The sequence below is a fragment of the Dongia deserti genome (genome assembly GCF_003574735.1).
GTDB lineage: Bacteria > Pseudomonadota > Alphaproteobacteria > Dongiales > Dongiaceae > Dongia_A > Dongia_A deserti.
In genome coordinates this window covers 137629-162744 of sequence record NZ_QORW01000003.1, presented here as the reverse complement: position 1 = coordinate 162744, position 25116 = coordinate 137629, and the positions used below count along the sequence as shown (strand labels likewise).

General features: G+C 62.3%; 27 protein-coding genes. 15 read left to right on the top strand and 12 right to left on the bottom strand.

Annotated features, from left to right (window positions below; translation table 11 throughout):
• The first annotated feature begins 1 nt into the window (after position 1).
• Both DTX69_RS05925 and DTX69_RS05920 read left to right on the top strand, forming a co-directional pair.
• Positions 2 to 1132 (top strand): M42 family metallopeptidase, encoded by a 1131-nt coding sequence (locus tag DTX69_RS05925; RefSeq protein WP_119300589.1) that lies wholly within the window; start codon positions 2 to 4, stop codon positions 1130 to 1132.
• Complete coding sequence (locus tag DTX69_RS05920) at positions 1129 to 2628, top strand: FGGY-family carbohydrate kinase (RefSeq protein ID WP_119300588.1); 1500 nt, start codon at positions 1129 to 1131, stop codon at positions 2626 to 2628. Before DTX69_RS05925 ends, DTX69_RS05920 begins: the two co-directional genes overlap by 4 nt.
• On the opposite strand, the gene DTX69_RS05915 is transcribed toward DTX69_RS05920, so the two are convergent.
• The 4 genes from DTX69_RS05915 to DTX69_RS05900 all read right to left on the bottom strand — a co-directional run bounded on the left by DTX69_RS05915 (position 2621) and on the right by DTX69_RS05900 (position 7723).
• Positions 2621 to 3517 carry a carbohydrate ABC transporter permease gene (locus tag DTX69_RS05915; protein ID WP_119300587.1) on the bottom strand — a complete coding sequence of 299 codons (897 nt, stop codon included), beginning with the start codon at positions 3515 to 3517 and terminating at the stop codon, positions 2621 to 2623. The two genes, DTX69_RS05920 and DTX69_RS05915, sit on opposite strands and share 8 nt — an antisense overlap.
• Positions 3518 to 3519: 2 nt before the next feature.
• Complete coding sequence (locus DTX69_RS05910) at positions 3520 to 4638, bottom strand: carbohydrate ABC transporter permease (RefSeq protein WP_119300586.1); 1119 nt, start codon at positions 4636 to 4638, stop codon at positions 3520 to 3522.
• A 137-nt stretch (positions 4639 to 4775) separates the two neighbouring features.
• Positions 4776 to 6413: a type 2 periplasmic-binding domain-containing protein gene (locus DTX69_RS05905; RefSeq protein WP_119300585.1), complete on the bottom strand. Its 1638-nt coding sequence runs from the start codon at positions 6411 to 6413 to the stop codon at positions 4776 to 4778.
• A 248-nt stretch (positions 6414 to 6661) separates the two neighbouring features.
• Positions 6662 to 7723, bottom strand: coding sequence for an ABC transporter ATP-binding protein (locus DTX69_RS05900; protein ID WP_119300584.1), 1062 nt, complete (start codon positions 7721 to 7723; stop codon positions 6662 to 6664).
• A 174-nt stretch (positions 7724 to 7897) separates the two neighbouring features.
• On the opposite strand from DTX69_RS05900, the gene DTX69_RS05895 reads away from it, so the two are divergent.
• The 7 genes from DTX69_RS05895 (at position 7898) to DTX69_RS05865 (ending at position 14956) form a co-directional block, all read left to right on the top strand.
• Entirely contained in the window at positions 7898 to 8608 is a 711-nt protein-coding gene (locus tag DTX69_RS05895; protein ID WP_119300583.1) for a FadR/GntR family transcriptional regulator, read from the top strand.
• A complete protein-coding gene (locus tag DTX69_RS05890) occupies positions 8605 to 9783 on the top strand; it encodes a PLP-dependent transferase (protein WP_119300582.1) in 1179 nt (392 codons plus the stop codon). Before DTX69_RS05895 ends, DTX69_RS05890 begins: the two co-directional genes overlap by 4 nt.
• A 29-nt stretch (positions 9784 to 9812) precedes the next feature.
• The gene (locus DTX69_RS05885) at positions 9813 to 11075 is read left to right on the top strand and encodes an ABC transporter substrate-binding protein (RefSeq protein WP_119300581.1); all 1263 of its coding nucleotides are present in this window, start codon (positions 9813 to 9815) and stop codon (positions 11073 to 11075) included.
• Between the two features lie 136 nt (positions 11076 to 11211).
• Positions 11212 to 12147, top strand: coding sequence for a carbohydrate ABC transporter permease (locus DTX69_RS05880; RefSeq protein ID WP_119300580.1), 936 nt, complete (start codon positions 11212 to 11214; stop codon positions 12145 to 12147).
• On the top strand, positions 12147 to 12983 hold the full coding sequence (locus DTX69_RS05875) for a carbohydrate ABC transporter permease (RefSeq protein ID WP_119300579.1): 837 nt from the start codon (positions 12147 to 12149) through the stop codon (positions 12981 to 12983). The genes DTX69_RS05880 and DTX69_RS05875 overlap by 1 nt, the downstream gene beginning before the upstream one ends.
• Positions 12984 to 12993: 10 nt before the next feature.
• Positions 12994 to 14067: an ABC transporter ATP-binding protein gene (locus tag DTX69_RS05870; protein ID WP_119300578.1), complete on the top strand. Its 1074-nt coding sequence runs from the start codon at positions 12994 to 12996 to the stop codon at positions 14065 to 14067.
• A gap of 88 nt (positions 14068 to 14155) precedes the next feature.
• Positions 14156 to 14956 (top strand): pentapeptide repeat-containing protein, encoded by an 801-nt coding sequence (locus tag DTX69_RS05865; RefSeq protein ID WP_119300775.1) that lies wholly within the window; start codon positions 14156 to 14158, stop codon positions 14954 to 14956.
• Between the two features lie 23 nt (positions 14957 to 14979).
• Here DTX69_RS05865 and DTX69_RS05860 read toward each other — a convergent pair whose 3' ends face one another.
• The 8 genes from DTX69_RS05860 to DTX69_RS05825 form a co-directional block, all read right to left on the bottom strand.
• Positions 14980 to 15180 carry a hypothetical protein gene (locus DTX69_RS05860; RefSeq protein WP_119300577.1) on the bottom strand — a complete coding sequence of 67 codons (201 nt, stop codon included), beginning with the start codon at positions 15178 to 15180 and terminating at the stop codon, positions 14980 to 14982.
• A gap of 319 nt (positions 15181 to 15499) precedes the next feature.
• Positions 15500 to 16189 (bottom strand): hypothetical protein, encoded by a 690-nt coding sequence (locus DTX69_RS05855; protein WP_162916725.1) that lies wholly within the window; start codon positions 16187 to 16189, stop codon positions 15500 to 15502.
• A gap of 11 nt (positions 16190 to 16200) precedes the next feature.
• Positions 16201 to 17013, bottom strand: coding sequence for an ABC transporter permease (locus tag DTX69_RS05850; RefSeq protein WP_119300575.1), 813 nt, complete (start codon positions 17011 to 17013; stop codon positions 16201 to 16203).
• Positions 17010 to 17783, bottom strand: a complete 774-nt coding sequence (locus DTX69_RS05845; protein ID WP_119300574.1) for an ABC transporter ATP-binding protein — start codon at positions 17781 to 17783, stop codon at positions 17010 to 17012. Before DTX69_RS05845 ends, DTX69_RS05850 begins: the two co-directional genes overlap by 4 nt.
• Before the next feature lies 1 nt (position 17784).
• Positions 17785 to 18756: a YVTN family beta-propeller repeat protein gene (locus tag DTX69_RS05840; protein ID WP_119300573.1), complete on the bottom strand. Its 972-nt coding sequence runs from the start codon at positions 18754 to 18756 to the stop codon at positions 17785 to 17787.
• Positions 18757 to 18805: 49 nt separating this feature from the next.
• Positions 18806 to 19981, bottom strand: a complete 1176-nt coding sequence (locus tag DTX69_RS05835) for an ABC transporter substrate-binding protein (RefSeq protein WP_119300572.1) — start codon at positions 19979 to 19981, stop codon at positions 18806 to 18808.
• A 53-nt stretch (positions 19982 to 20034) separates the two neighbouring features.
• Complete coding sequence (locus DTX69_RS05830) at positions 20035 to 20439, bottom strand: c-type cytochrome (protein WP_284735575.1); 405 nt, start codon at positions 20437 to 20439, stop codon at positions 20035 to 20037.
• A 201-nt stretch (positions 20440 to 20640) separates the two neighbouring features.
• Positions 20641 to 20997 (bottom strand): hypothetical protein, encoded by a 357-nt coding sequence (locus DTX69_RS05825; protein ID WP_284735574.1) that lies wholly within the window; start codon positions 20995 to 20997, stop codon positions 20641 to 20643.
• Between the two features lie 127 nt (positions 20998 to 21124).
• Between DTX69_RS05825 and DTX69_RS05820 the strand changes: the two genes are divergently transcribed.
• The 6 genes from DTX69_RS05820 (at position 21125) to pqqE (ending at position 24920) form a co-directional block, all read left to right on the top strand.
• Positions 21125 to 21598, top strand: a complete 474-nt coding sequence (locus DTX69_RS05820; RefSeq protein WP_119300569.1) for a hypothetical protein — start codon at positions 21125 to 21127, stop codon at positions 21596 to 21598.
• A gap of 115 nt (positions 21599 to 21713) precedes the next feature.
• Complete coding sequence (gene pqqA, locus DTX69_RS30950) at positions 21714 to 21794, top strand: pyrroloquinoline quinone precursor peptide PqqA (protein WP_119300568.1); 81 nt, start codon at positions 21714 to 21716, stop codon at positions 21792 to 21794.
• A gap of 60 nt (positions 21795 to 21854) precedes the next feature.
• Positions 21855 to 22772 carry a pyrroloquinoline quinone biosynthesis protein PqqB gene (pqqB, locus tag DTX69_RS05810; RefSeq protein WP_119300567.1) on the top strand — a complete coding sequence of 306 codons (918 nt, stop codon included), beginning with the start codon at positions 21855 to 21857 and terminating at the stop codon, positions 22770 to 22772.
• Positions 22769 to 23509, top strand: coding sequence for a pyrroloquinoline-quinone synthase PqqC (pqqC, locus tag DTX69_RS05805; RefSeq protein WP_119300566.1), 741 nt, complete (start codon positions 22769 to 22771; stop codon positions 23507 to 23509). Before pqqB ends, pqqC begins: the two co-directional genes overlap by 4 nt.
• Positions 23506 to 23790 (top strand): pyrroloquinoline quinone biosynthesis peptide chaperone PqqD, encoded by a 285-nt coding sequence (gene pqqD / locus DTX69_RS05800; protein WP_284735573.1) that lies wholly within the window; start codon positions 23506 to 23508, stop codon positions 23788 to 23790. Before pqqC ends, pqqD begins: the two co-directional genes overlap by 4 nt.
• A complete protein-coding gene (gene pqqE / locus DTX69_RS05795; RefSeq protein ID WP_119300564.1) occupies positions 23787 to 24920 on the top strand; it encodes a pyrroloquinoline quinone biosynthesis protein PqqE in 1134 nt (377 codons plus the stop codon). Before pqqD ends, pqqE begins: the two co-directional genes overlap by 4 nt.
• The last annotated feature ends 196 nt before the right edge of the window (positions 24921 to 25116 follow it).

Sequence of the window (25116 nt, the reverse complement as noted above, 5' to 3'; positions counted from 1 at the left end):
CATGGCGGCGCGGGGGGCACGGGGCGGCGCGCAACAGCGGATCAAGGGCTGGCTCACGGCCCTGATGGCGACCTCCGGGCTCAGCGGCCATGAGGGACCGGTGCGCCGGCTGCTCGCAAAGCAACTTTCGGAGCTCGGTATTTCCTCCCACAGCGACCGCATGGGCAACTTGATCGCGACGCTGCCCGGCGACAAGAGCGCGCCCTCAGTCATGCTGTTCGCGCACATGGATCAACTCGGTCTGGTGGTGCGCAAGATCGAGGTAAGTGGATTGCTGCGCGTCGAGCGTGTCGGCGGTGTGCCGGAGAAAGCGCTGCCGTCGCAGGCGGTGCGCGTCTCGGTCGGCAAGGGCAGGACCATTCCCGGCATCATCGCCAACAAGAGCCATCACGCGACCCAGCCGGAGGAGAAATACAAGGTTCTGCCTTATTCCGATCTCTACATCGACTGCGGTTTTCGCAGCGCCGCGGAGGCTGCGGAGGCCGGTGTGGTGGTCGGTGCCCCGATCGTCTATGCGCCCAACGTGCTGGAGGTGGCGAACAGTCGCATCGTCGGCACCTCGGTCGATGACCGCGCGGGCTGCGCTGTGATGCTGGAGGTGGCGCGCGCGCTCAAGGGCAACGCCAAGCGGTCCACGCTCCATCTGGTCTTCTCGGTGCAGGAGGAGTTCAACCTGCGCGGCGCGGTCACGGCAGCCCAGGCGCTCAACCCAGACATCGCGATCCAGCTCGACCTCATTCTCGCGACCGACACGCCGGACATGACGCAGCGCGGCGACGTCAAGCTGGGCGGCGGTCCGGGCATCAGCCTATACAGCTTCCACGGTCGCGGCACGCTCAACGGCACGATCCCGCATCCGGCATTGGTCGAGCTGTTCGAGAAGACGGCAGTCGCGGAGAAGATTCCGCTGCAGCGTAGCGCCCATATCGGCGCGCTCACCGATTCCTCCTATGTGCAGGTGACCGGCACCGGCGTCGCCTGCATCGATCTCGGCTTTCCGACGCGTTATACTCACTCCTCGCTCGAGATGTGCGACCTTGCGGACCTCGAAGGCCTGGCAAAGCTGCTGGTTGTCGGCATCTCGCGCATCGACCGGAAGTTCAGCCTCGATCGGGATCAGTATCTCGAATGAAGTACTATCTTGGCGTCGACGTTGGTACCTTCGAAACCAAGGGCGTCATCGTAGACCAGGGCGGCCGGATCGTCTCGACGGCGACCCGCCCGCACCAGATGCTGGTGCCGCAGCCCGGCTGGGCCGAGCATCGGCCTGAGGAAGATTGGTGGGGCGATTTCGTCTTCGTCACGCAGAAGATGCTGGCGGAGAGCAGGATCGCGCCCAGTTCCATCGCCGCGATCGGAACCAGCGCCATCGGCCCCTGTATGCTTCCCGTGGATGCAGACGGCGCGCCGCTGATGAATGGCGTGCTCTACGGCATCGATACGCGTGCAGCGGAGGAAATAAAGGACCTGACGCAGCGGATCGGAGAGCAAGGGTTGATCGACAAGTGCGGCAATGCCCTGACCTCGCAGTCGGTCGGTCCTAAGATCCTCTGGCTGAAAAGACACCGTCCGCACCGTTTCGCCAGGGCATACAAGGTCCTGACCTCGACGTCGTATCTGGTGCATCGGCTGAGCGGCCGTTTCGTGATCGATCACTACTCCGCGGCGAATTGTAGCCCGCTCTATCTGCCCGACCAGCTCGCCTACAGCGATGAACTCGCCAAAGACATCATCGCGCTCGACAAGCTGCCCGATCCGGCCTGGACCACCGAGATCGCCGGCGCGGTGACCCAACGCGCGGCGGACGAAACCGGCCTTGCCGTCGGAACGCCGGTCATCGTCGGCACCATCGATGCGGCAGCGGAGGCGATCAGCGTCGGCGTCGCCAGCCCCGGCGACATGATGCTGATGTACGGCTCGACCATCTTCATCGTCGAGATCACGCCGAAGCGCGTGACCGACAGCCGGCTGTGGTATGCGCCGTGGCTATTCCCGGGCCAGCACGCCTCGATGTCCGGCCTTGCCACCAGCGGCACTCTCACACACTGGTTCCGTCAGCAATTCGCCCGCGAGCTCGATGCCGAAACTGCGATCGTCACTCTAACGGAAGAAGCGGCGCAATCGCCGCCCGGCGCCAAAGGCCTGGTGGTGCTGCCATATTTCTCGGGCGAGCGCACACCAATCCACGATCCACAGGCCAAAGGCATGATCTTCGGCCTGAACCTGACCCATGAACGCGGCGATTTGTTCCGTGCGCTGCTGGAAGGCATCGCCTGCGGTACAAACCACATCTTCGAGACTTATGCCGAGGTCGGGCAGGAGCCGGCGAAGATCTATGCCGTCGGAGGCGGCACCAAGAACCGCGTCTGGGCGCAAGCGACCTCCGACATCTCCGGCCGGTCTCAGATCGTGCGGGAGAAGACCATCGGCGCGAGCTATGGTGATGCCTTCCTGGCAGCGATGGCGGTGGGCGACGTGAAAGTGAGCGACATCGAGGCGTGGAATCCGGTCGCGACAATATTTACGCCGAACACAGACGTGCGCAATCGATACGCCAAGCTCTACCGGATTTTCCGCGAGCTCTATCCGGCGACCCGCGCCAGTATGGCCACGCTCGATTCTATTTGACCGAGCCGGCCGTCAAGCCCTTGACGATGTAACGCTCCAGGAAAATGCCGATCACGATCAGCGGCGTGATAGCGGCCGCGGAGAGGGCGGCCATGGACCACCAGTTGATGCCTTGCGATCCGGTCTGGCTCGCCACCATCACCGGCAGCGTCTTGGCATTGGTACTGGTGAGCAGGGCGGCGAAGAAATACTCATTCCAGCACAGTATGACCGAGAGGATGAAGGCCGCCACCATGCCGGGCAGCGCGATCGGCAGCACGATGCGGAGGAACGCACTCCAGACGGAGCAACCGTCGACCAGTGCGGCTTGCTCCAGCTCCAGGGGGATGGTGTCGAACTGGTCTCGCATGATCCAGATCACGATCGGCAGCACCATCAACGTATAAAGCAGGATGAGGCCGATCCGCGTGTCGAGCAGCGCCAGCTCCTTGTAGAGCACGAGGAACGGCATCGCGAGCACGACCGGCGGCAGAATGAGCTGCGCCAGGAAGAAGAACGAGATGTCCTTGTTCCGCATCGGCCCGAACCTGTAGCTGAACCGGCTCAGGCCGTAGGCCGCACTGGAGCCGATGATCACAGCCAGCGCGGACGCGCTGAGCGAAGCGATGACGCTATTCTCGAAGCGCTTCAAGAACTCCTCGCGTGCAGTCGACGTCTGTCCGATCGTATCAGGCGACAAGCCTACAGATCGCCAACCCTTCCAGTCCGGCACAAAGTCCATCCAGGGGATGAGATGTCCCTGGGTCACATTGACCGCATTCTTGAACGACGTCGAGAAAGTCCAATAGATCGGGAATAGACAGATAAAGGCCCAGAGGATCAGCAGCCCGTAGATGATGATCCGGGTCGGATAATGGCTCGCGCCGAGGGTTCTAGCTTGCGTCGCCATGGTCAGTGCATCTTTCTCATCCAGCGGCTTACCCAGTGCAGGAGCAGCGTGATGAAGATAATGATGATGATCAGATAGAACTCCGCCAGCATCGTGCCGTAGCCGACATTCGAGCGATCGCGATATTCACGGAAGATGAAGGAGGAGACGGTATCCGTTGCGCCACCAGGTCCACCGGAGGTCACGTTGATGACAATGTCGGCGAGCTTGAGCTGGAAGATGATGCGCAGAACGATTGCGGTCACGCTGACCGGCAGCATCAGAGGAAACGTGATCTGCCAGAAGGCCTGCCACTTGCTGGCACCATCAACCTTGGCGGCTTCCGACAATTCCTTCGGCAGCGCCTGAAGTCCAGCCAGCAGCATGATCATGATGAACGGGATCCAAACCCAGGCGTCCATGACCGCGATGCTGAACTTCGCAATCCACGGTGAGGTGAAGAACGCGGGGTTGTCCCATCCGATCTCGCGCATGAGCTTGGCAACCGGCCCGAAGCGATACTCCATCAGCGACTTGCCGATCATCCAGCTCACCGCCACCGGGCTCAGCATGAAAGGCAGCAGGAATGCCACTCGGAAGAACTTGCGCGCACGGATATCGGCGTTGAGCAACAGCGCTAGGCCGAATGCGATGGCATATTGCGGCAGCACCATGAGTACATAGAACACCATGTTTGCGAGCGCATTCCGATAATAGGGGTCCGCAAACAGGGCATACAGATTCTTGAGACCACTAAAGCGCCGGCCTTCGAAGGAGGACAGGTTCCAGTCGGTGAATGCGATGTAGAGTCCGAAGAAGGTCGGAAAGATCACCATCGCGACTGTGAACAGTACCGCCGGCAGTACGAACAGCGCTCTGTGGCCCGCAGCGCCGCGCATCCGCACCAGGCCGAACCCGAGCGCAATGCCCCACAGCACATAGGCATACAAGATTGGCCGCCAGTTCTCGAAACCGTACGGCTGCAGGCCCGCGTCGAACAGGATCTGCATCAGCACGACGACGACGAAGCCGATGGTGGCCAGCGTGATGATGCGCTTGCCGTCCTGCACCCGCCTGAGCGAGACGCCGGCGGTTACCGCCGCGGCTTCGGACAGGGCTGACAGTGCTGCCCTGGACGGCATCGGGGCTGTCGTGGTTGGCGCGGTTTGATCCATGGAGTGACGATACTAAAGAACCAGGCAATAGGCCTATGAAAAGAGAGACTGGTGGCGCCGGCCAGCGCCACCAGTCCATTGGTGTACGATCACGACCGCGTTGGCTACATGCCGAGCGATGCCTTGTAGAGCGCGATCTGCTTGTCACGCCCGATCTCGTCGGTGATCTTCTCCCACGCTGCGGCGATCCTGTCCGCGCCGGTCTGTGCATCCGAACCGCCAGACCAGATCTTGTTCAGCTCATCCTCGGCGACGCTGTAATACTGGAAGATGCCGGGAATGCGCGGTTCGATCGCGGCGTTCGGATGATTGTAGGAGTTGCCCTCCGAATCCAGGTACGACTTGATAAAGGCCTCGTCGTAGCCCGCAGCGACCCACTCCGGAACATTGAAGTGGCTGTTGCGGTAAGGCTGGAAGCCTGACGGATAGGCCGCCGTCCACAGCGAGATGTCCTTGCCGCCAAGATGTGCGGCTGCGCTCCAGGCCGCCTTCTGCTTCTTGGAATCGCTGTCGACGCGCGCCATCACATAGATGCCCCAGCCGATATAGGCCATGTTGGGCGCGTAGTTGGGGCCGCTCGCCAGCTTGTCCCACTTGCCGGTCTTCGAGTTGTAGACGTCGTCCGATCCCGGCAGGATGGAGAATCCGCAAACGTCCCCGATGACGGAACTGTCGTTGGTCTTGGCGTTGGAGCCGACATCGCCCCACCAGGAGCACATCGCGCCGGTGCCCGCGAGGAATTGCGAGAAGCCGGTCGTGTTCGGATCGGCGTTCAGCTGGTCGGCCGGCTCGTAGGGCAGGGCATCGATCACGTCCTGGATCGCGCGGACCCAGGCCGGATTGTTGATGCGCGGCTTCATCGTGTCGGCATCGAACAGCCAGGCTTTGTCGTCCGGATGCTTGGCATAAGCCGTCGCGCGGCTGCCGAGGAAGTAGAAGCCGAATCCGCCCCAGGGCTTGATCGGATCGAGATAGCCATAGGCGTCCTGCCCGGCGACCTGCTTGCCCTTGAGGAACTTCGTGACCTCTTGGACCTGTTGCCAGGTCTTCGGCACACCCCATTCGCCCTGGTGCCCCTCAGCCTTCCAGGCCGCGGCGAGTTCTTGGTCGGAGAAGTAGTCGGTGCGGTAGTTGAAGTTGTGGCAGTCGCCGTCGATCGAGATGCGATAGGTCTTGCCTTCCCAGGTGCCCACCGGCGCCTTCAGGTAGCCGACATAATCGTCCATTTCGATCTGCTGCTTGACCCAGTCCGGCATGACGGAAGCCAAGCCCTTGCCGCACACGTCGCCTTCGAACGGCGCGCCCATCTCGACGATGTCGAAATCGACGGTGCCGGTAGCGATCGCCTGCTGGAGGCGCGGGTTGTAGTCCGCCTGCGCCAAGTCGATCCAGTTGATCTTGGCGCCGGTGTAGGCTTCCCACGGCTTCAGGAAACCGCGGAACAGCAGATTGTGAAGGTTCTGGTTGTTAAGCCCCATGAAGGTCAGCTCAACGCCTTTGAACTCGCCCTGCTGGACGGTCGCTTTGGTCGAGCCCATGCACAGCTCGCCGACCTTCTGCCAGTCGGCATCCGTCGGCGATCCCATGTTGACGCCGGGAATTTTCAGCAGTTCAGCGCGCAGATCGGCATTGGCCGATTTGGGCAGAACGCCTGCGGCGCCCGCGACACCGAGTGCCGCTGCAGCCGCACCGCCCTTCAGCACGGTGCGGCGGGTAAGCAGATTGTACAGCTCAACTCTCATGGATTTCCTCCCCTTGGCGCCCGTGCGATGAAACGTTGTACCGGTTGGGCTCGAAAAGCGCTCGCGAGTGGATTCTGCTCCCGCGCTCCGCGGCACAACTTCTTGTTTGAAGGACGCACTGCAAAGTATGCAAACGGCCCATCTGATTGTCAATTAAGCCTCGGTTGCGGGTCCGCGAACTGCCGTAACAATGCTGTGCACAGCAGCAAAAATGGTCCGCGCGCTTTGGTTCGCAGCTGCAGCGTCGGCTATTGCAGGCGCTGGCCCGAGGCGGCGTCGAACAGGTGCACGGAGGAGAGATTTGGGCCGACCGTCAGCACCTCGCCCGGCCGGGCGGAAATGCGCTCACGGAACACACCGACGATCTTCTGGCCCGCAAGGCGCGCGACGACCTGTGTCTCCGAACCGGTCGGCTCGATCACGGTGATCTCCGTCCTCACCGGCCCGCCGATGGTCAGGTGCTCCGGCCGAAAGCCGTAAATCGCCTTCCTGCCGTCACTGTTGCTGGGTGCACTGCTGAGCGGCAGCCGTGTCCCATCCTCGGCTTCAAAGGTGGGCGTAGCGCCGGGCCGGATGATGCCCTGGATCATATTCATGGCCGGCGATCCGATGAAACCGGCGACGAACAAATTGGCCGGCCTGTCATAGAGCTCGAGTGGCGAGCCGATCTGTTCCACCACGCCGTCATGCAGCACCACGATCTTGTCGGCCATGGTCATGGCTTCCACCTGATCGTGAGTCACGTAGACGGTCGTGGTTTTCAGCCGCTGGTGCAATTCCTTGATCTCTGCGCGCATCTGCACGCGCAATTTCGCGTCGAGATTGGAGAGCGGCTCGTCGAACAGGAAGACTTTCGGATCACGAACGATCGCCCGGCCCATTGCCACGCGCTGGCGCTGACCGCCGGACAGCTGGCGCGGATAGCGATTGAGATACGGGACAAGGTCCAGAATCTCCGCGGCACGCTTGACGCGCTCGGCGATCTGCCGCTTCGGCACGCGTCGCATCTGCAACGCGAAGCCCATGTTGTCGGCAACATTCTTGTGCGGGTAGAGCGCGTAGTTCTGGAACACCATCGCGATATCGCGATCCTTCGGCTCCAGATCGTTGACGACCTTGGAATCAATGCGGACTTCGCCCGACGTGATCGGCTCCAGCCCCGCGATCATGCGGAGCAAAGTCGACTTGCCGCAGCCGGAGGGCCCGACGAGTGCCACAAACTGGCCATCGCTGATACCGATGGAGACGCCATGGATGACCTCATGCTCGCCATAGGCCTTGCGCACATCGACCAGATCGACTGAAGCCATGAAACTACGCCTCCGCAGTGTTCTTTTTGGGTTTCTGTATTTTTTGGAGCGGCAACACTAGCCAAAGCGCGCCGGGTCGTCGAGAGCGACATGCGCGATCGCCGGAATCCGGGTTGACAAATGTCCGGCAAATTCAGAACCTGTCAGATGTCAGACCAATTTGGGATCACCCGTATGAACAGGCCAGCCGCGCTGAAGCCGCTGCCGAACGCCGATCGCGCGGAGAGCGTGATGAACGCGCTGGCCGGCTACATCGCGCAATCGCGGCTGAAACCCGGGCAAAGATTGCCGGCGGAGCGCGAGCTGATGGGAGCGCTGGCGGTCGGTCGCTCCACGGTACGCGAGGTCATTCGCCAGCTGCAGGCCCTCGGCATCGTGGAATCGCGCCGGGGCAGTGGCACGTACCTGCTGCGCAGCGTCTCGGCGGACACCATCCACGTTCCTCTGTCGATCGATACCAGACATCTGCGCGATGCCTTGCTGCAGACGCTGGACGTGCGGCGGGGTCTGGAAGTGGAGGCAAGCGCGCTGGCGGCGCTGCGCCGCAATGCGAAGGATCTCAAGGTCATCGAGCGCAAGCTCGAGGAGATGGAGGCCGTCCATCACGAGAAGGGAACGGCGGGGCGGGAGGATCTGGCCTTCCATCTGGCGATCTACGACGCCACCCACAATCCGTTGTTCCGGCAATTGCTCGAGCAGATGCGCGAAGCGTTCGAGAGCTTCTGGGAGAAACCGTTCGACCGGTCCGACTTCGCGCGCCGCTCCTTTCCGTTTCATCGCGAATTGTTCGACGCGATCGCGGCGCGTGATGACGAGGACGCGCGGGAAAAGACGCTGGCGATCCTCGCGATCGTCGAAGAAGACATCAAGGAAATGTCGCAATGAACGATGCCGACGACGTATTCGCCCAGGCCTCTCTTGCCGTCGCGCATGACGAAGCGAATGCGTTCGATGCGGTGGTGCCGCCGATCGTGCAGACCTCGCTTTTCACCTTCTCGACCTATGCCGAGATGGAGGAGACCTATCGCGGGCTCAAGGTCCGGCCGACCTATTCGCGCGGCCTCAACCCCACCGTCCGCATGTTTGAAGAGAAGCTGGCGGAGTTGGAAGGCGCGGAAGACGCGCTCGGCTTCGGCAGCGGCATGGCGGCGATCTCCTCTACCATCCTGACATTCGTGAAGCCGGGCGATCGCATCTTGTGCGTCAAACATCTTTATCCGGATACCTACCGCCTCAACCAGACGCTGCTCAAACGCTTCGGCATCAGCGCAACCTATGTAGACGGCCGCGATGAAGATGCGGTCGCCAAGGCGCTGCCGGGTGCCGCGCTCTTCTATATGGAGAGCCCGACCAGCTGGACCTTCGAGACGCACGATATCCGCACTCTCGCCGCGCTCGCCAAGCATCACGGCGTGCTGACGGTCATCGATAACAGCTGGGCGACGCCGGTCTTCCAGCGACCGATCACAATGGGCGTGGATCTGGTGCTGCATTCCGCCTCGAAATATCTCGGCGGCCATAGCGATGTTGTGGCGGGTGCCGTGGCGGGGTCGAAGGCGTTGATCGGCCAGATTCGGTCCGCGACGCTGCCTTATCTTGGGGGCAAGCTTTCGCCCTTCGATGCCTGGCTGCTGATCCGCGGCTTGCGCACCCTGCCGATCCGTATGAAGGCGCATGAGGCTGCCGCTCTGTCGGTCGCCCGGCGGCTCGCGGCCCATGATGCTGTTGAAAGTGTGGAGCATCCCGGTCTCGGCAATCAGCTGCCGGACGGCCTCACCGGGACGTCGGGCTTGTTTTCCTTCGTGTTCAAGCCTGGGATCGACATTCCCGCCTTCGCCGACAAGCTGCGGCTGTTCAAGCTCGGCGTGAGCTGGGGCGGCCATGAGAGCCTGGTCGTTCCGGCTGAAGTGGTGCGCAAGCAGGCGGCCGGACCCAACTCCGCCATCGATTTCGGCGTTGATCCCCGCTGTGTCCGACTGCACGTGGGTCTCGAAGGCGCTGACGTGCTGTGGAGCGATCTGGCCGGGGCGGTCGATTTCGCCGCGCGCTCGCAAACCTAATCAGAAACCAATCAACAGAGGAGGAGACAGTGTTCAAGAAACTAGTTGCTGCAACCGCTCTGACCGCATTGCTCAGCAGTTCGGCCCTTGCCGATACCACGCTGAAACTGGTCGAGGTCATCACCAGCCCGGAGCGCACCGAGACGCTCAAATCCATCGTTGCAAGGTTCGAGGCCGCCAATCCGGAGGCCAAGGTCGAGATCATCTCGCTGCCATGGGGCGAGGCGTTCGAGAAGTTCGCCACCATGGTGTCCGCTGGCGAGACTCCCGACGTGGTGGAGATGCCCGACACCTGGCTGGCGCTCTATGCCAAGAACGGGTCGCTGGAGAACCTCGAGCCCTATCTCAAGAGATGGGACGAGACCGATGACCTCAACAATCGCGCGTTGGAGTTCGGCCGGGCGGTCAACAATACCGCCTACATGCTGCCCTACGGCTTCTATCTGCGCGCCATGTTCTATAACAAGAAGCTGTTCGAGGAAGCCGGCGTGGCAGGCCCGCCGAAGACGCTCGATGAATTCTGGGAAGCCTCCAAGAAGGTCTCGGCATTGCCGGGCAAGTATGGCTACTGCTTGCGCGGTGGGCCGGGCGGGTTGAATGGCTGGGTGATGTTCGGCGCCACCGCCGCCGGCTCCAACGAGTTCTTCAGGGCGGATGGCACCTCGACCTTCGCCGATGAAGGTTGGGTCAAGGGCATCGCCTTCCTGGTCGATCTCTACAAGAACGGCTATGCGCCCAAGGACAGCGTGAACTGGGGCTTCAACGAGATCGTCGCCGGTTTCTATTCCGGCACCTGCGCGATGCTCGACCAGGATCCCGATGCCTTGATCGCCATCGCCGAGCGCATGAAGCCGGAGGATTATGGCGTCGCGCCGTTCCCCAAGGGCCCGAGCGGCAAGGCGTTCCCGACCATCGGTTATGCCGGCTGGTCGATGTTCTCCGACAGCGATAACAAGGATCTGGCGTGGAAGCTGATCGCGACCTTGGAGGGGAAGGAAGGCAACATCGCCTGGAACAAGCGCACCGGCGCGTTGCCGGCCCGCAAGTCGGCGGAGACCGATCCGTTCTATGCCGATCCGAAGTTCAAGGGCTGGTTCGAGGAGCTGGCGGACAAGGATGTGCATCCGACGGTGATGCCGACGCACCTGGAAGAATTCGCCTACTTCAAGGATTCGCTGGTGATCAAGACCAGCCAGGAAGCCCTGCTCGGCGAACGCACGCCTGAGGATCTCGCGCAGGAATGGGCCGACTACATGACCAAGGCCCAGCAGAAGTTCCTGGCGGCCCAGTGACGAACATGCGCCGTAATCCCCTCCCCCAAACTGGGGGAGGCTTAGAAAGGGGGAAGCCGCGTCTCAATGTGAGGCAATTTTCGCTCGCTTCCCCCACCCCGGCCTTCCCCCATGATGGGGGAGGGGGATTCGCAACATGACAACCGTTGCCCAACACGCTCGCCTGCCGTCCGACCACCGCCCCTTCCTGCGGCGGTTGGCGACTGCGAGCGAGCCTTGGCTCTATTCCGCGCCGGCGCTGATCCTGATCGTCGCGGTGATGCTGGTGCCGTTGGCGCTCGGGCTGTCCTACGCGTTCCGCGATGTGCGCCTGCTCAACCCGTTCAGCGGCGGCTTTGTCGGGCTGCAGCATTTCGAGACGCTGGCGAGCGACAAGAACTTCGCCCGTGCGCTCAAGAACACCTTGTTCTGGGCCGGCGCATCGGTGTTCTTCCAGTTCACCTTCGGGCTTATCCTGGCGCTATTGCTCGACCGGCCGTTCCGCGGCCGCGCTCTCGCACAGGCACTCGTCTTCCTGCCCTGGGCGGTTCCAAGCTTCCTCTCGGGGCTCAATTGGGCGTGGCTGTTCAATCCGGTTGTCGGGCCGCTGCCGCACTGGCTCACGGCGCTCGGCATTTTCGATGCGCCGACCAACCTGCTGTCCGATCCGCAGAACGCGATGTGGGGGCCGATCATCGCCAATATCTGGTGGGGCATCCCATTTTTTGCGATCACCTTGCTGGCGGCCTTGCAGGCAATCCCGCGCGATCTCTACGAAGCGGCGGCAATCGACGGCGCGAACGCATTCCAGCGTTTCTGGTCCATCACCTTGCCGTTCTTGGCGCCGACCATCGCCATCACGGTTCTGTTGCGCACGGTCTGGATCTCCAACTTTGCCGACCTCATCATCGTGATGACCAAGGGCGGCCCAGCCGACCGGACGCAGATTGTCGCCAGCTATATCTTCACTCAGGCCTTCCGCCGGCTCGATTTCGGCTATGCCTCCGCCATCGCGCTGGTCCTGCTGCTCCTGCTGATGGCGTATTCGCTGCTGATCGTGCTGCTGCGCCAGACCATGCTGCGGAGGGCGTGATGACTCGCTCGAAGCGCATCGCAGGCACTATCGCGCATCGTAGCGCCATCCTCGTGTACATCGTTGTCGCGCTGTTCCCGCTCTATTGGTTGCTGAAAGTCTCGGTCACGCCCAACGATCTGCTCTATAGCGAAGGTGTGCGCCTGTGGCCCTCGCATGCCAGCGTCGACCATTACCTCTTCGTGCTGAAGCACAGCGATTTCCCGCGTTTCTTCCAGAACAGCGTGATCGTCTCGGGTTCGACCGCTTTCATCGTCACGATCCTGGCGTCTTGCGCGGGTTACGCGCTGTCACGCTTCGCTTTCCGCGGCAAGTATTGGATCGTCATCTTGATGCTGCTGACCCAGATGTTTCCGCTGGTCATGCTGATCGCGCCGATCTTCAAGATGCTGTCACCCCTTGGCCTCACCAACAGCCTGACCGGCCTCGTCATCGTCTATGTCGCCTTCAACGTGCCGTTCGCGACCTTCCTGATGCAAAGCTTCTTCGACGGCATACCGAAGGATCTCGAGGAGGCGGCGATGATCGATGGCGCGACCCGCTTCCGCGCCTTCAGCCAGATCATCCTGCCGCTGACGCTGCCCGGCATCGCGGCGACCCTTGGCTTCGTGTTCACCGCGGCGTGGAGCGAATTGCTGTTCGCCTTGATGCTGATCTCCAGCAGCGGGGTCAGCACCTTCCCGGTCGGGTTGCTCTCCTTCGTCTCGAAGTTCTCGGTCGATTTCGGGCAGATGATGGCGGCGGGCGTGCTGGCCCTCATTCCGGCCTGCCTCTTTTTCCTCTTCATCCAGCGCTATCTCGTGCAGGGCCTGACGGCCGGTGCGGTGAAGGGCTGAGGAGATTCCCATGGCATCCATCGATATTGCCGACATCCGCAAGGCCTATGGTCCGGTCCACGTCCTGCACGGCATCGACCTTTCGATCCACGACGGCGAGTTCGTGGTTCTGGTCGGTCCATCGGGTTGCGGCAAGTCCACGCTGCTGCGCATGATCGCGGGCCTCGAGGACATCTCGGCTGGCGAGATCCGCATCGATGGCCGCCGTGTCAACGATCTGGAGCCCAAGGATCGCGATATCGCGATGGTGTTCCAGTCCTACGCGCTCTATCCTCACATGACGGTCGCGGAGAACATGAGCTACAGCCTGCGTCTGCGCCGTACGGCGAAGGAGCGCATCGCTGCCGCAATTTCGGGCGCCGCAACGAAGCTCGGACTGGACGCGCTGATGGCGCGCCGGCCACGCGCGCTCTCCGGCGGGCAGCGCCAGCGGGTCGCGATGGGCCGCGCCATCGTGCGTGCGCCCAAGGCCTTCCTATTCGATGAGCCATTGTCCAACCTCGATGCCCGGCTGCGAGAACAGATGCGGGGCGAGATCAAGAAGCTGCACCAGTCGCTGGGCGCGACCTCGATCTATGTGACGCATGACCAGATCGAGGCCATGACCCTGGCCGACCGCATCGTGGCGATGAATGCCGGCCTCGTGCAGCAGGTGGGTAGCCCGCTCGATCTCTATGACCGGCCGGCCAACCTGTTCGTCGCCGGCTTCATCGGTTCGCCTGCCATGAACATGTTCAACGGCACCTATTGTGCCAATAGCGCCGGCCCGGCGATCGAAGTGCAAGGTGGCACCCGCATCCCGCTGCAGCGGCAGCATCAAATAGCAGACGGTGCTGCCATCACCGTCGGCATTCGGCCGGAACACATTCCGGTTGGCGCTACCAATGATGCCGGCATCCGCTGCAAGGTCGAGCTGGTCGAGCCGACCGGCCTTGGCACTATCCTGCATATCCGTCCGTTCGGCACCACGCTGAAGGCTTTCACCTTGAACCGCGACGTCAGTGGCAGCGATGCTGTCACCATCCGCCTGCCGGCTGAATGGCTGCATCTGTTCGATGCCCAAAGCGGCCAGCGTCTTCCATAAACATTGGCCTTTGGGATGAATTCTGCCTTCGCCCGTTTACTCGGGCGAACCGCGGCGCGAAGGTGTGGCTTCGCTCCACGAGGCGCAGATGGCAAAGCGCGCGCCACTCATCTTGATCCGGTGCTGGCTGGTCGCATTGTTCGCAGCGCCCAGCCTTGCGCTTGCGCAAGACATGATGAGCGGGGTCAACCTGTCATCGCCGACCTTTACCGAAGCAGAGATGACGCGCGAGGAGGTGGCAGCACTACTTGAGGCCGACCAGCCCCCGGATCTATCACTGCGGCGGTTGAACGGCCTCGACCTGTCGGGCCTGGATTTCTCGCGGGTGAACCTGCGCGGCGCCTATCTCAACGAGGCAAAGCTGACGGGCGCCAACTTCGACGGCGCGATCCTGGATCAGGCTTGGGCGCTGGATAGCGACTGGTCGCAGGCGAGCCTCAAGGGCGCAGCGCTGTTTGCGGCGCAGATGCGTGGCGCGAATTTTTCCGGCGCGGACCTCTCAAAGGCACGGATCGCCGCCGATCTGACGCGCGCCAATCTATCGGGCGCCAAGCTCATAGGCGCCGATCTGTCCGCGGATATGAAGAACCAGTCGATGGGGTTGATGCGCGCCGTGCTCGATTCGGCCAATCTGACCGGCGCTGACTTGTCGGGCGCCAATCTCGCGCGCACGCGCATGAAGTTTGCCAAGATGGCGGGCGTGGATCTGTCCGACGCGAACCTGATGCTGGCGGAGCTCGCCGGCGCCGACCTGACTGGCGCCAACGTGGCCGGTGCCAATTTCGACCGCACCGACGTCACGTCGACGAAGCTGATCGGGCTGATCGGCGCGGATCAGGCGCGCAACCTCGATAACGCGAGGAACATCGACCGCGCGATCCGGAACTAACGGAACAGGGGCGGAGATGATGGCTAGGCGCCGCGGCCCGGTTCCAAGCGCCAGGTATCAAGCTTGAAGCCCGGATGCTTGTCCATCCATTGGGCCACCAGCGCTTGGGCCTGGATGAAGGCGGTCGACGGATTTGCGGACAGTTCCGTCACCGGCTGTTCGTAAACTCTGCAATCGGTCGGCGTGGCAATCATGCACACCGAAATGACAAGCGAATAGAGCATGACTCGTTCTCACACGAAACTGCCGACCGAGATCGGCGGATGGTCCGTAAACAACCACGCCTGTCGTCGTGGCGCGCACACGCTACCAGTGGCCGCTTAATGGCCGGTTAGCACTAACAAATCTGAAATCCCCCGACATGCCGGTCTCGCCTCGGCCGGCATTCTATGCTGCAATGCAGCGAGCGGAATGATATTACAATTGCTCGGAAATTCAATAGCAACGTCGCGCTGCACCAACCGATTTGTGGTGGATGGCTTAGTTCTTATGACATCGGCCAAAAGGTGGAACCGCGTGCGCCCTGCTAGGGCAGAAATCACACTATTGCGTGATGGTGAGCTGCTCCTGGATGGCGCGCGCGAGGGCGAACACCCTTTGCTCCAAGACTCGCGGCTGCTCGCAGACCGCGGGAAGCAGGCGCTGGCGATCGTCGAAGATGCGGCTGTCCCAATCAACCTGCTGCTGGAGTTCGGCGCGCCGCTCCATGATCTTGGGATCAGTCGTGTTGGGATCGATCTCGCCCAGCGCTTTCCAGCCTTCCTCGATCCGGCGAGCAAGCGCGTCCTGCCGCCGGTGGAAGCGCTTGATGCCGCGCACGATGTCATTGCGCTCCGCGCTCAACGTCTCGAATAGGCCGACGAACAATTCCGTCAGGACCGTCGAGCGCTCTGCCCCCTGATAGCCTGCGGCGAAGCGCCGGATATTTGCGACCGCCTCTTCCTGCGGCACGCTGCGCGGTGCGATCTGGTTGACCAGGGTGACCACAGCTGAGACCTCCCGCCAGTCGTCCTGCGCATCAAGCTCGGGGCCCTGCCACATCGCGCCGATCGACATCTCCGGCCGCAGCGGTTGCTCGCATGGCCATTCGGACGCTGGTTGGATCGGTCCAGCCTGCGTGCCTTCCGTGCCGGTGCCCGGCGCCTCCGTGCTCTGCGCCATCGAGGCTGTCGCGACGATCGATGCGATGCCGAACGCGAAGAGAAGCGGACACAATCGGGCGCCTGCTTTCATCTCATCCTCCCTCAAGCCGGGGCGCCCGCGCGCACGCGGGTGATGATGCCCTTGGATGGATCATAGGCGATGATCGCGCCGGCGACGAATGCCACCATGCAGCCGGCGACAACTAAAGCGGAGAAACGCTCGAACTGGCCATAGAGCGCGAAGCGGATCAGCTCCACCGCATAAGTGAACGGATTGAAGCCGCAGATGTCGCGCAGGATCGGGCTCGCTTCCTCCACCTTCCACAGCGGATAAAGCGCCGAGGAGGTGAAGAACATCGGAAAGATGATGAAGTTCATCACACCCGCGAAATTCTCCAGCTGCTTGATCACGGAAGACAGCAGCAGCCCCAGCCCGCCCAGCATCATGCCGGACAGCAGAAGCGCCGGCAGCACATAGACGTGGCCGAGCGGCGGCAATTCGATGCCGTAGGCAAAGGCGATCAGCAGGAATACATAAACCTGCGCCAGCGAGAGCAGGGTGCTCGACAACAGTTTCGAGAGCAGCAGGAACCAACGCGGCATCGGGCTGGTCAGCAGCACCCGCATGCTACCCAGCTCGCGGTCATAGACCATGGAGAGCGAGCCCTGCATGCCGTTGAACAACAGGATCATCGCAACCAGGCCGGGAATCACGTACTCGTCATAGAGGATATAGGTCTGGTACGGCGGCACGATGGAGACACCGAGCACCGAGCGGAACCCAGCCGCAAACACGAACAGCCAGATCAAAGGCCTCACAAGGGCCGCGATGAACCGGGTATATTGGTGCAGGAAGCGCAGGACTTCGCGCCACAGGATGCCGAGGAAGCAGCGGAACATCGCAGCTAGGCTCATGCTGCCGCCTCCGTGACACGCCGGAAGGCCTCGTTCAGGCCATCCGCGCCCAACGATGCCGCGATCTCGGCTGCGCGGCCCTGCCGCCGCACCTTTCCGCGGTGGAGAATGATGACAAAATCCTCCGGCTCCACCTCGTCGATCAGGTGCGTTGCCCACAACACAGCCATGCCGCGATCGCGCACCAGGCCGCGCACGTCCGACATGATGTCGGCCCTGCTGCGCACGTCGAGGCCGACCGTCGCTTCGTCGCACAGCAGCAGTTTCGGATTGTGCAGGAGGGCGCGCGCGATCTCGATCCGCCGCGACTCGCCACCCGACAAGGTGCGGATCTTCCGGTCGGCGTCCTTGGTAAGCTCCATGCGCTCCAGTTCCGCCGCGATGCGGGCCCGCGCCACCTTGCCCGGCAACCCATGCAGGGCCGCGTGATAGGAGAGGTTCTGCCTCGCCGTGAGGTCGGGGTCGATGGCGCGCTGCTGAAACACGACCCCCATGATGGAGAGGGCGGCCGAGCTCTCCTTGCGCACGTCATGGCCGAAGACGGTGATCGTGCCCTGCTGAGCGGTGTAGAGCCGCGTCACCAGGGAGAGGAGGGTGGTCTTGCCGGCGCCGTTCGGTCCCAGCAAGGTGACGAAACGGCCCGCTGGAACCGTGAGCGCGACGTCCTGCAGGACGTTGCGATCGCCGATCCGATGCGTAAGGCCATCGATCGTCAGCGCATCTGGCGTTGGAGCGGAGTTTCTAGCCGGAAGATGCGCAAGGTCGGCCATGTCAGCGGATCGCAACACCCCATGGCAATTCGCCAACGGGAATCGATTTCACTACTTTTCGCTCGGCCACGTCGATCACCGATATATCGTTGGAGTTGCCGTTGGTGGAAACCAGAAACTTGGCGTCCGGCGTAAAGTCAAGCTGCCAGACCCGCTGACCGACCAACAAATAGTCCTGCACCTCGGCACTGTCCACGTCGACGACCGCCACACGATTGGCTGGGCCAAGAGCAACAAAGGCGGTCTTGCCATCCGGCGTGATCCTGACGCCGACCGGCTGGATGGTATCCGCGCGGATGCCCTGGATTTCGAAGCCGATCTTCTTCAGGATCTTGCGCGTGGTGACATCGATGACGCTCACCGTCCCGCCGATCTCCGACGAAACCCACACCTGCTTGCCGTCTGGCGTGAACTCAGCATAGCGCGGCCGCTGATCCACCAGCACATTGTCGAAGATCTCCAACGTTTCGGTGTTGATGAAATGCGCCATGTTGGTTGTTTCGGATGTGTTGATCAGTATCTTGTTGTCGGGACTGATCGCCATTCCCTCCGGCTCGACGCCGACCGGAATCTCGGTGCTCACCACACCCTGGGCCAGGTCGAGCACGGTCACGAAATTATTGTCCTCATTCGCGATATAGAGCGTCCCGCCGTCGCGGGACAGCACGAACAACTCCGGATCTGGACCGCTCGGCAGCGTCCGGACAACCTGCAGGGTCTCGAGGTCCAGCACCTCGATATGGTCATCATCGCTGGTGCAGATGTAGAGCAGCTTCTTGTCGTGGCTGAGTGTGATGCCGCGCGGCCGCTCGCCGACCGCAACCGTCGCCACCGGCTCCATCTTGTCGAGATCGACCACCGTGATGGTGTTGCTCTTCTCATTCGAAACGTAGGCTGTCGCCGCCGCTGCCCTGTCCACGGTTACGCCACAAGCAAGCGCGATTGATACTGCCATCAATGTCCGCTGAAGCATCGTTTTCCTCCCAAGATGGTGCTCAGTCGGCATCGCTTTTGGCTAGCCCCTATTGGTTCAAACGACAGGCCGAGTCCGGTTCATCATGACCGAGTGAATCGAGCGGCGTGCGCTCGTGCAGGAAGCCTTCCTGCGGCGAGACAGAGACCAGCATCAGCGGGGTCGCGAGCAGGATCGGCTGGCGGAGCTGCTGGTCCCACTTGCGGTAGGTCAACGGCTTGCCCTTGAAAGCGGCGAGCTCGAAGGAATCGGAGACGATGTAGTTGCGCAATGTCGAGGCATCGCCGCTGCTGGTGCGCGTCACCGCTTCGCCGATCGTGCGCACCGCTTCCCACGCTGCATAGTCGCGCTCGAGCATCCAGCGGTTGAAGGCGCGGGTGAAGCGGCGCTGCAGCTGTGTTCCGCCCCATTGCTCCTGGCTGCGATGCCAGGCTGTCGGGACGAGGCCACTCGTGCCGACCACCGGCCGTGGATCCCAGGTGCGGTAGGGAAGATACTCGCCGAACACTTCGCTCTCGTCTGCCACGATCAGAACGTCGTAGTCTGGCAGGCGCTGGGTCAGCTGCGTCATCTGTTCGCGCACCTGCTGCTCGCCGGTGTCGGTGCGGCGCGAGCCGGCCTTGAACTCATAGCCGCGCTCTTCGACGATCTCGGCGCGATAGCGCTTGGCCGAGCGCCGGATCGCATCGGCAAAGGCCTTGTCCGCATCATTGACGCCGTAGATCAGGACCCAGCGCATCCATTTCTTGCTGATCAGGAACTGCCCCAGCGCATCTGCCTTCATGGCGCGGCTGGGAATCACGTGAAAGACATTGGCCCGGCAGTCGGTCGCGCGCAGGGGGTCATCCTCTGCGCGGATGTTCAGGATCACCGCATCCTTCATCTCCGGCAGGTCGGCGAATTCCGTCAGGCGTGGAGCGGTCAGGTCTGCGACGATCAGTTTTTGCCCCGCGCCCGACAGCTCGGCCGCAGTTCCCTTGAGATCGCCGCCCGCGGGAACGACCTTCTCGATCAGTTCGAAGTTCTGCTTGAGGAACTGTCCGGTCGTATTGTTGTCGCCGATTGCCAGCTTGGCGCCGGCGATGCCCTTGTCTGGTGCGATCGGCTCGACAAGGGACAGCGGCGGCGGCTCCGGAATCGACTCACCCAGATAGACGATCGGCACATGAAGTGCATCGCCCTCCGCAGCGACGACCTCGCTTCCGTCAGGCGCGAGAATCAGCATCGCGATACTCGCGGCCAGAAATCGAAACCTGAAAGGCGTGGTCGTGCCACGATTCACTGCGGCGTCCCGGCTGTCTGCTCCAGATAAGTGATGATGTCGGTGCGGTCCTTCTCCTTCGGCAGACCAGGGAACGCCATCTTGGTGCCCGGCACCATCTTCTTCGGATTTGCGAGATACTGATCCAACGCCTCTGGTGTCCAACTCAGCTGCGCGTTCTTCATCGCATCGGAGTAGTTGAAGTCCGTTTCCGCTGCCGATGCACGGCCGATGATCGCGTGCAAGGTCGGCCCGACCTTGTTGACGCCAGCTTCCAGCGAATGGCAGGCTTGGCATTTTGCGAACACCTTCTTGCCGTGAGCAGGATCGCCCGCTTCCACGGCCTGCGCAATGGCGGAACCGATCAAAAGCCCCGCCGGAAGAGAAAGCATCGCACCAAGCAGCCAGGTAGAAAATCGCATCGCAAAAGCCTTCCGCTAATAGCCCCACAGGGGGAATCGATCGGTTGCCCGATCCTGAAGAGCTGGAAGCCCAAGCGGGCTCCGTCGCTCATGTCCGCGGGCAACTCTAGGAATCGAAAAAATTGTGAGCAAGCTAAGTTCGGCCTTCTTCGACCAAAGAACGAGAAGCGGCGCTGGAGACGGTGAAAGCAGCGCGCCAGGTCAGAAGCAGCGGAAATCCGCCTCGATCTGGGCCAGCCGGAGTTGATCGACGATCTTCTTGAGCATGCTTGTCGTCCGGAAAATCTCGGTATTGGCGCCAGCAACGTCACTCATCCGGATGACGGTCTCCGCCCTTTCGTACGTCTCGTAGGGTACGATGGAGGCAACCGCGTCGATGCTGCAGGAGCACCGGCGCAGCATCTCCTGGGTCTCCCCGTTGGCCGCCATGCAGCCGATAACGTAATCGGCCACCACTTCGGTAGGGTAGGCATTTGCTTCTGCATGCTGCGCTGCGGCAATGGTGCCGAGCGCCATGATGGCGGCACTCACGTGGGCCAGACTTGATCGCATGCTCATGCATCCTCCGCCGCGTCCGCTGCGAAATTCTTGCGAAGAAATCACAGGATCGGCGCGGTGTTCAATTGATCTTCCGGACAATGAACTTAGGATGATGGATCCCGGCCCCTAGCATACGAGGTGCCACATGATCTCGGCCAAGCTGGTGGTGACGCTGCTGACCGCGATTGCAGGCTACACCGGCTACGCCATCCCGGGTGAGCCGCCGCGGATCACGACATTGTCACACGCAGAGCTGGAGCAAAGGGTGTGTGGCCGACCGTGTCAGGTGTTCGGCTTCACTTGGCCGGATGGCGAGATCACCATTGACGAGGCACTCGCGATCGGCAGCGATCCGGCCGCAACCAGTATTCTGGTGCATGAGCTGACCCATTTTCTGCAGATGAAAAGCGTTGCGCATCCGCAGCCGGTCACCTGTCAGATCTGGAGAGATCGTGAGCGCGAGGCCTTTGGAGTCCAGGCCCAATGGTTGCGGGATCATAGCGGCTCCGTGCAGACATTCTCGGTCGCGATGAGGCGCCTGAACCTTGGGGTGCCGGTGCACACGCTGTGCCTGGACCGTTCGAATATCGCACTGCCGGAATCTTGGTCCAAAGGATAAGGGCAGGCGCGGCGATTGTTCTAGAAACCTTCAAAAGTGGCACGTAGGATGGGCTTGTCGGTGCTGCCGACACAAAATAAACTCAACAATCGCCTTTTAACTGGGAGAGTTGACCATGAAGGTTTGGAAGACTCCGCGGTTGCGCGAGATCTGCGTCGGCCTCGAGATTAATTCTTACGCCTGCGCTCGCCTGTAACAGACCCCCTCCGCCGCGCGACAAAGCGGGGCGACCTCGCATAGCCAGGGTTTAGCGGCCATGGAAGTGGTGGTGCTCGGTTCTGCGGCCGGCGGAGGCTTTCCTCAATGGAATTGCAATGCGCCGACCAGCAAACGTGCGCGGGAAGGGTCCGCGCGCGCCAAGTGGCGGACGCAGGCCTCTATCGCGGTCAGCGTCGACGGCGAGCGGTGGGTAATGCTGAACGCCTCGCCCGATGCGCGGCAACAACTCTTGCAGAACCGTTGTCTTTGGCCGCGCCACGGGTTGCGAGACTCGCCGGTGCGCGCGGTGGTCCTGACCAGCGCGGAGATCGATCACGTCGCTGGCCTCCTCTCGATGCGAGAGAGCCAGTCGTTCGTGCTCTGGGGCACGCAACGCGTTCTCGGCCTGCTGGCAGAGAATCCGATCTTCGGCGCCCTCAATCCCGATTTCGTGCAGCGGCGGATGTTTACGCTCGGCCAGCCGGTCGCACTCGCAGGCAGCGACGGGCCGCTGGGTCTTACGATGACCGCCTTTGCCGTGCCGGGGAAGGTGCCCCTATTTCTCGAGGGGCGGGATCCGAAGAATCTGGCCGGAGTCGCGGAAGATACGATTGGACTGGAAATAAGCTCGGGGGGAACCAAGTTCCACTTCATACCGGGCTGCGCACGCATGACGCCTGAAGTGGAGCAGCGCGTGCGCGGCTCGGGGCTCGTCTTCTTCGATGGGACGCTCTGGTCCGATGACGAGCTGGTGCGGCTTGGCGTCAGTCATAAGACCGGGCAGCGCATGGGCCATATGAGCATGAATGGCGGCGCCGGCACCCTGAGCGCGTTCGAAAGGCTGGATGTGAAGCGCAAGATCTTCATCCACGTGAACACGACCAATCCGGTGCTGGACGAGGATTCGCCGGAGCACGCGGAGATCGTGGCGCATGGCTGGGAGGTCGCAGAGGATGGCATGAGGATTTCGCTATGACGGAACTGATGGCACCCGAGGAGCTTGAGGCTGCCCTGCGCGCCATTGGGGCCGTGCGCTATCACAATCTCCATCCGTTCCATGCTTTGCTGCATAGCGGAAAGCTGAATCGCGGCCAGGTCCAGGCCTGGGCGCTCAACCGCTATTACTACCAGGCCATCATTCCGCTGAAAGACGCCGCTATCCTGTCGCGCATGACCGACCGCGATGCCCGCCGCGCCTGGCGCCAGCGCATCATCGATCACGATGGCGACGAATCATACGATGGCGGCATCGAGCGCTGGCTGCGCCTGACCGACAGCCTGGGATTCGACCGCGACTACGTGATGTCGGGCGATGGGCTGCTGCCCGGGACTCGCTTCGCCGTCGAGGCCTATCTCCATTTCGTGCGCGAGCGCTCCCTGCTGGAAGCGATCGCCTCCTCCCTGACCGAGCTGTTTGCGCCGAGCATCATCACCGAGCGCGTGGCCGGCATGCTGGCCAACTACGATTTCATCAGCCGCGAGGCGCTCAGCTACTTCGACAAGCGGCTCTCCCAGGCACCGCGCGACGCCAACTTCGCCATCGAGTATGTGAAGCGCGAGGCGCGCCTGCCCCATCAGCAGCAGGCTGTCCTGCGCGCGCTGGAATTCAAGTGCGATGTGCTGTGGGCCCAGCTTGACGCGCTCTATCACGCCTATGTTTCGCCTGGGCATGTCCCGCCCGGGGTCTTTCGCCCGGAGGAGGTCGCGCCATGACGATGCCCCAATTGTCGGGCGACGCACGCCCCGGCTTGGCCCCGGGCGTACGCTTGACCTTCGACAAGGCGCGTGACCAATGGGTTGTCCTGGCGCCTGAGCGGGTGTTGGTGCCGGACGAGACGGCACTGGAGATCCTGCAGCGCTGCAACGGCACCCGGCAGCTGACCGACATCATCGATGAACTGGCCAGCGCGTACAGTGCCGACCGCAGTGAGATCGAGCAGGACGTAAGGGACCTGCTGGCATCGTTGATCGAAAAGCGGATTCTGACGGCATGAGCGCCCCCGGCATCCCCGCACCGCCGCTCGCGGCCCTGTTGGAGCTGACGCACCGTTGTCCGCTGCAATGCCCCTACTGCTCCAATCCGCTCGAGCTGGAGCGAGCGAAGAACGAGCTTTCGGCGGCCGAGTGGACGCGCGTGCTGGATGAAGCGGCGGAGCTCGGCATCCTCCAGGTGCATTTCTCAGGCGGGGAGCCCGCCGTGCGCCGCGATCTGCCGGACCTAGTCGCGCATGCGCGCGAGATCGGTCTCTACAGCAATCTCATCACCTCCGGCGTGACGCTGGATCAGGCGCGCATCGCGAAACTGGCGGACGCCGGCCTCGACCACGTTCAGCTCAGCATCCAGGATGTCGACCACCAGACCGCGGCCTTCATCGCCAATTATCCGGGCGTCCAGGGCAAGAAGCTCGCCTTCGCCCGCATGGTGCGCGAGGCCGGTCTGCCGCTCACCATCAACGCCGTCATCAATCGCCACAACATTACGCGGGTCGAGCGCATGATCGATCTCGCGGTCTCCCTCGGTGCCAGCCGGGTGGAGGTCGCGCACGCGCAATATTATGGCTGGGCAATCCGTAACCGCGCCGCCTTGATGCCAACGCTTGCTCAGGTGCGGGAAGCAACCGAACGCGTTGAAGCGGCGCGCGGACGGCTGCGCGGTCAAATCGTCATCGACCACGTCGTGCCGGACTACTATGCGCGGCAGCCGAAGGCCTGCATGGGCGGCTGGGGCCGGCAGTTCCTTAACATCACGCCCAGCGGCGAGGTGTTGCCATGCCATGCCGCGCAAACGATTCCGGGCCTCACGTTCGAATCCGTGCGGCACAAGCCTTTGGCGGAGATCTGGGCGTCGTCAAAGGCCTTCGAGCGGTTCCGCGGCACCGATTGGATGCCAGAACCCTGCCGTAGCTGCGATCAGCGTGAAGTGGATTGGGGTGGCTGCCGGTGCCAGGCGCTCGCCATCACCGGCAATGCCGCGGCCACCGATCCAGCCTGCGCGCTGTCCAGCGCGCACGACAGCTTGCGCGCGCTGGCCGACACGGCATCGTCGGAGCCGCCGCCGGACTTCGTCTACCGGCGTATGACGCCGCACGACGACAAGACCGCTTTGGCCGCAGCCACGAGCTGAGCGGTCGATCTCCTCATTTGCGAACGCGCCCGCTATGCGCGGCGGTGGAGGTGGCGTGCAGCACGCCGCGATTGATGCACTTTTTTCGACTGCAGATTCAATCGAGCGAAGTTGTACCAAAGGACAATGCTCTTTCGCGGCTTTGTCGATTAACGTTCCATCACGCCGCTCGCGGTCAATGATGGAGGATCGTGGG

Excerpts from the sequence above, each read along its gene's own strand:
- pqqB (WP_119300567.1), top strand. The coding sequence starts at position 21,855 with ATGGAAGTGGTGGTGCTCGGTTCTGCGGCCGGCGGAGGCTTTCCTCAA.
- DTX69_RS05905 (WP_119300585.1), bottom strand. The coding sequence starts at position 6,413 with ATGAGAGTTGAGCTGTACAATCTGCTTACCCGCCGCACCGTGCTGAAG.
- pqqD (WP_284735573.1), top strand. The coding sequence starts at position 23,506 with ATGACGATGCCCCAATTGTCGGGCGACGCACGCCCCGGCTTGGCCCCG.
- DTX69_RS05875 (WP_119300579.1), top strand. The coding sequence starts at position 12,147 with ATGACTCGCTCGAAGCGCATCGCAGGCACTATCGCGCATCGTAGCGCC.
- DTX69_RS05890 (WP_119300582.1), top strand. The coding sequence starts at position 8,605 with ATGAACGATGCCGACGACGTATTCGCCCAGGCCTCTCTTGCCGTCGCG.
- pqqA (WP_119300568.1), top strand. The coding sequence starts at position 21,714 with ATGAAGGTTTGGAAGACTCCGCGGTTGCGCGAGATCTGCGTCGGCCTC.
- DTX69_RS05820 (WP_119300569.1), top strand. The coding sequence starts at position 21,125 with ATGATCTCGGCCAAGCTGGTGGTGACGCTGCTGACCGCGATTGCAGGC.
- DTX69_RS05865 (WP_119300775.1), top strand. The coding sequence starts at position 14,156 with ATGGCAAAGCGCGCGCCACTCATCTTGATCCGGTGCTGGCTGGTCGCA.
- DTX69_RS05845 (WP_119300574.1), bottom strand. The coding sequence starts at position 17,783 with ATGGCCGACCTTGCGCATCTTCCGGCTAGAAACTCCGCTCCAACGCCA.
- DTX69_RS05870 (WP_119300578.1), top strand. The coding sequence starts at position 12,994 with ATGGCATCCATCGATATTGCCGACATCCGCAAGGCCTATGGTCCGGTC.
- DTX69_RS05925 (WP_119300589.1), top strand. The coding sequence starts at position 2 with ATGGCGGCGCGGGGGGCACGGGGCGGCGCGCAACAGCGGATCAAGGGC.
- DTX69_RS05855 (WP_162916725.1), bottom strand. The coding sequence starts at position 16,189 with ATGAAAGCAGGCGCCCGATTGTGTCCGCTTCTCTTCGCGTTCGGCATC.
- DTX69_RS05850 (WP_119300575.1), bottom strand. The coding sequence starts at position 17,013 with ATGAGCCTAGCTGCGATGTTCCGCTGCTTCCTCGGCATCCTGTGGCGC.
- DTX69_RS05830 (WP_284735575.1), bottom strand. The coding sequence starts at position 20,439 with ATGCGATTTTCTACCTGGCTGCTTGGTGCGATGCTTTCTCTTCCGGCG.
- pqqC (WP_119300566.1), top strand. The coding sequence starts at position 22,769 with ATGACGGAACTGATGGCACCCGAGGAGCTTGAGGCTGCCCTGCGCGCC.
- DTX69_RS05860 (WP_119300577.1), bottom strand. The coding sequence starts at position 15,180 with ATGCTCTATTCGCTTGTCATTTCGGTGTGCATGATTGCCACGCCGACC.
- DTX69_RS05895 (WP_119300583.1), top strand. The coding sequence starts at position 7,898 with ATGAACAGGCCAGCCGCGCTGAAGCCGCTGCCGAACGCCGATCGCGCG.
- DTX69_RS05900 (WP_119300584.1), bottom strand. The coding sequence starts at position 7,723 with ATGGCTTCAGTCGATCTGGTCGATGTGCGCAAGGCCTATGGCGAGCAT.
- DTX69_RS05915 (WP_119300587.1), bottom strand. The coding sequence starts at position 3,517 with ATGGCGACGCAAGCTAGAACCCTCGGCGCGAGCCATTATCCGACCCGG.
- DTX69_RS05920 (WP_119300588.1), top strand. The coding sequence starts at position 1,129 with ATGAAGTACTATCTTGGCGTCGACGTTGGTACCTTCGAAACCAAGGGC.
- DTX69_RS05835 (WP_119300572.1), bottom strand. The coding sequence starts at position 19,981 with ATGCTGATTCTCGCGCCTGACGGAAGCGAGGTCGTCGCTGCGGAGGGC.
- DTX69_RS05825 (WP_284735574.1), bottom strand. The coding sequence starts at position 20,997 with ATGAGCATGCGATCAAGTCTGGCCCACGTGAGTGCCGCCATCATGGCG.
- DTX69_RS05840 (WP_119300573.1), bottom strand. The coding sequence starts at position 18,756 with ATGCTTCAGCGGACATTGATGGCAGTATCAATCGCGCTTGCTTGTGGC.
- DTX69_RS05880 (WP_119300580.1), top strand. The coding sequence starts at position 11,212 with ATGACAACCGTTGCCCAACACGCTCGCCTGCCGTCCGACCACCGCCCC.
- DTX69_RS05910 (WP_119300586.1), bottom strand. The coding sequence starts at position 4,638 with ATGCCGTCCAGGGCAGCACTGTCAGCCCTGTCCGAAGCCGCGGCGGTA.
- pqqE (WP_119300564.1), top strand. The coding sequence starts at position 23,787 with ATGAGCGCCCCCGGCATCCCCGCACCGCCGCTCGCGGCCCTGTTGGAG.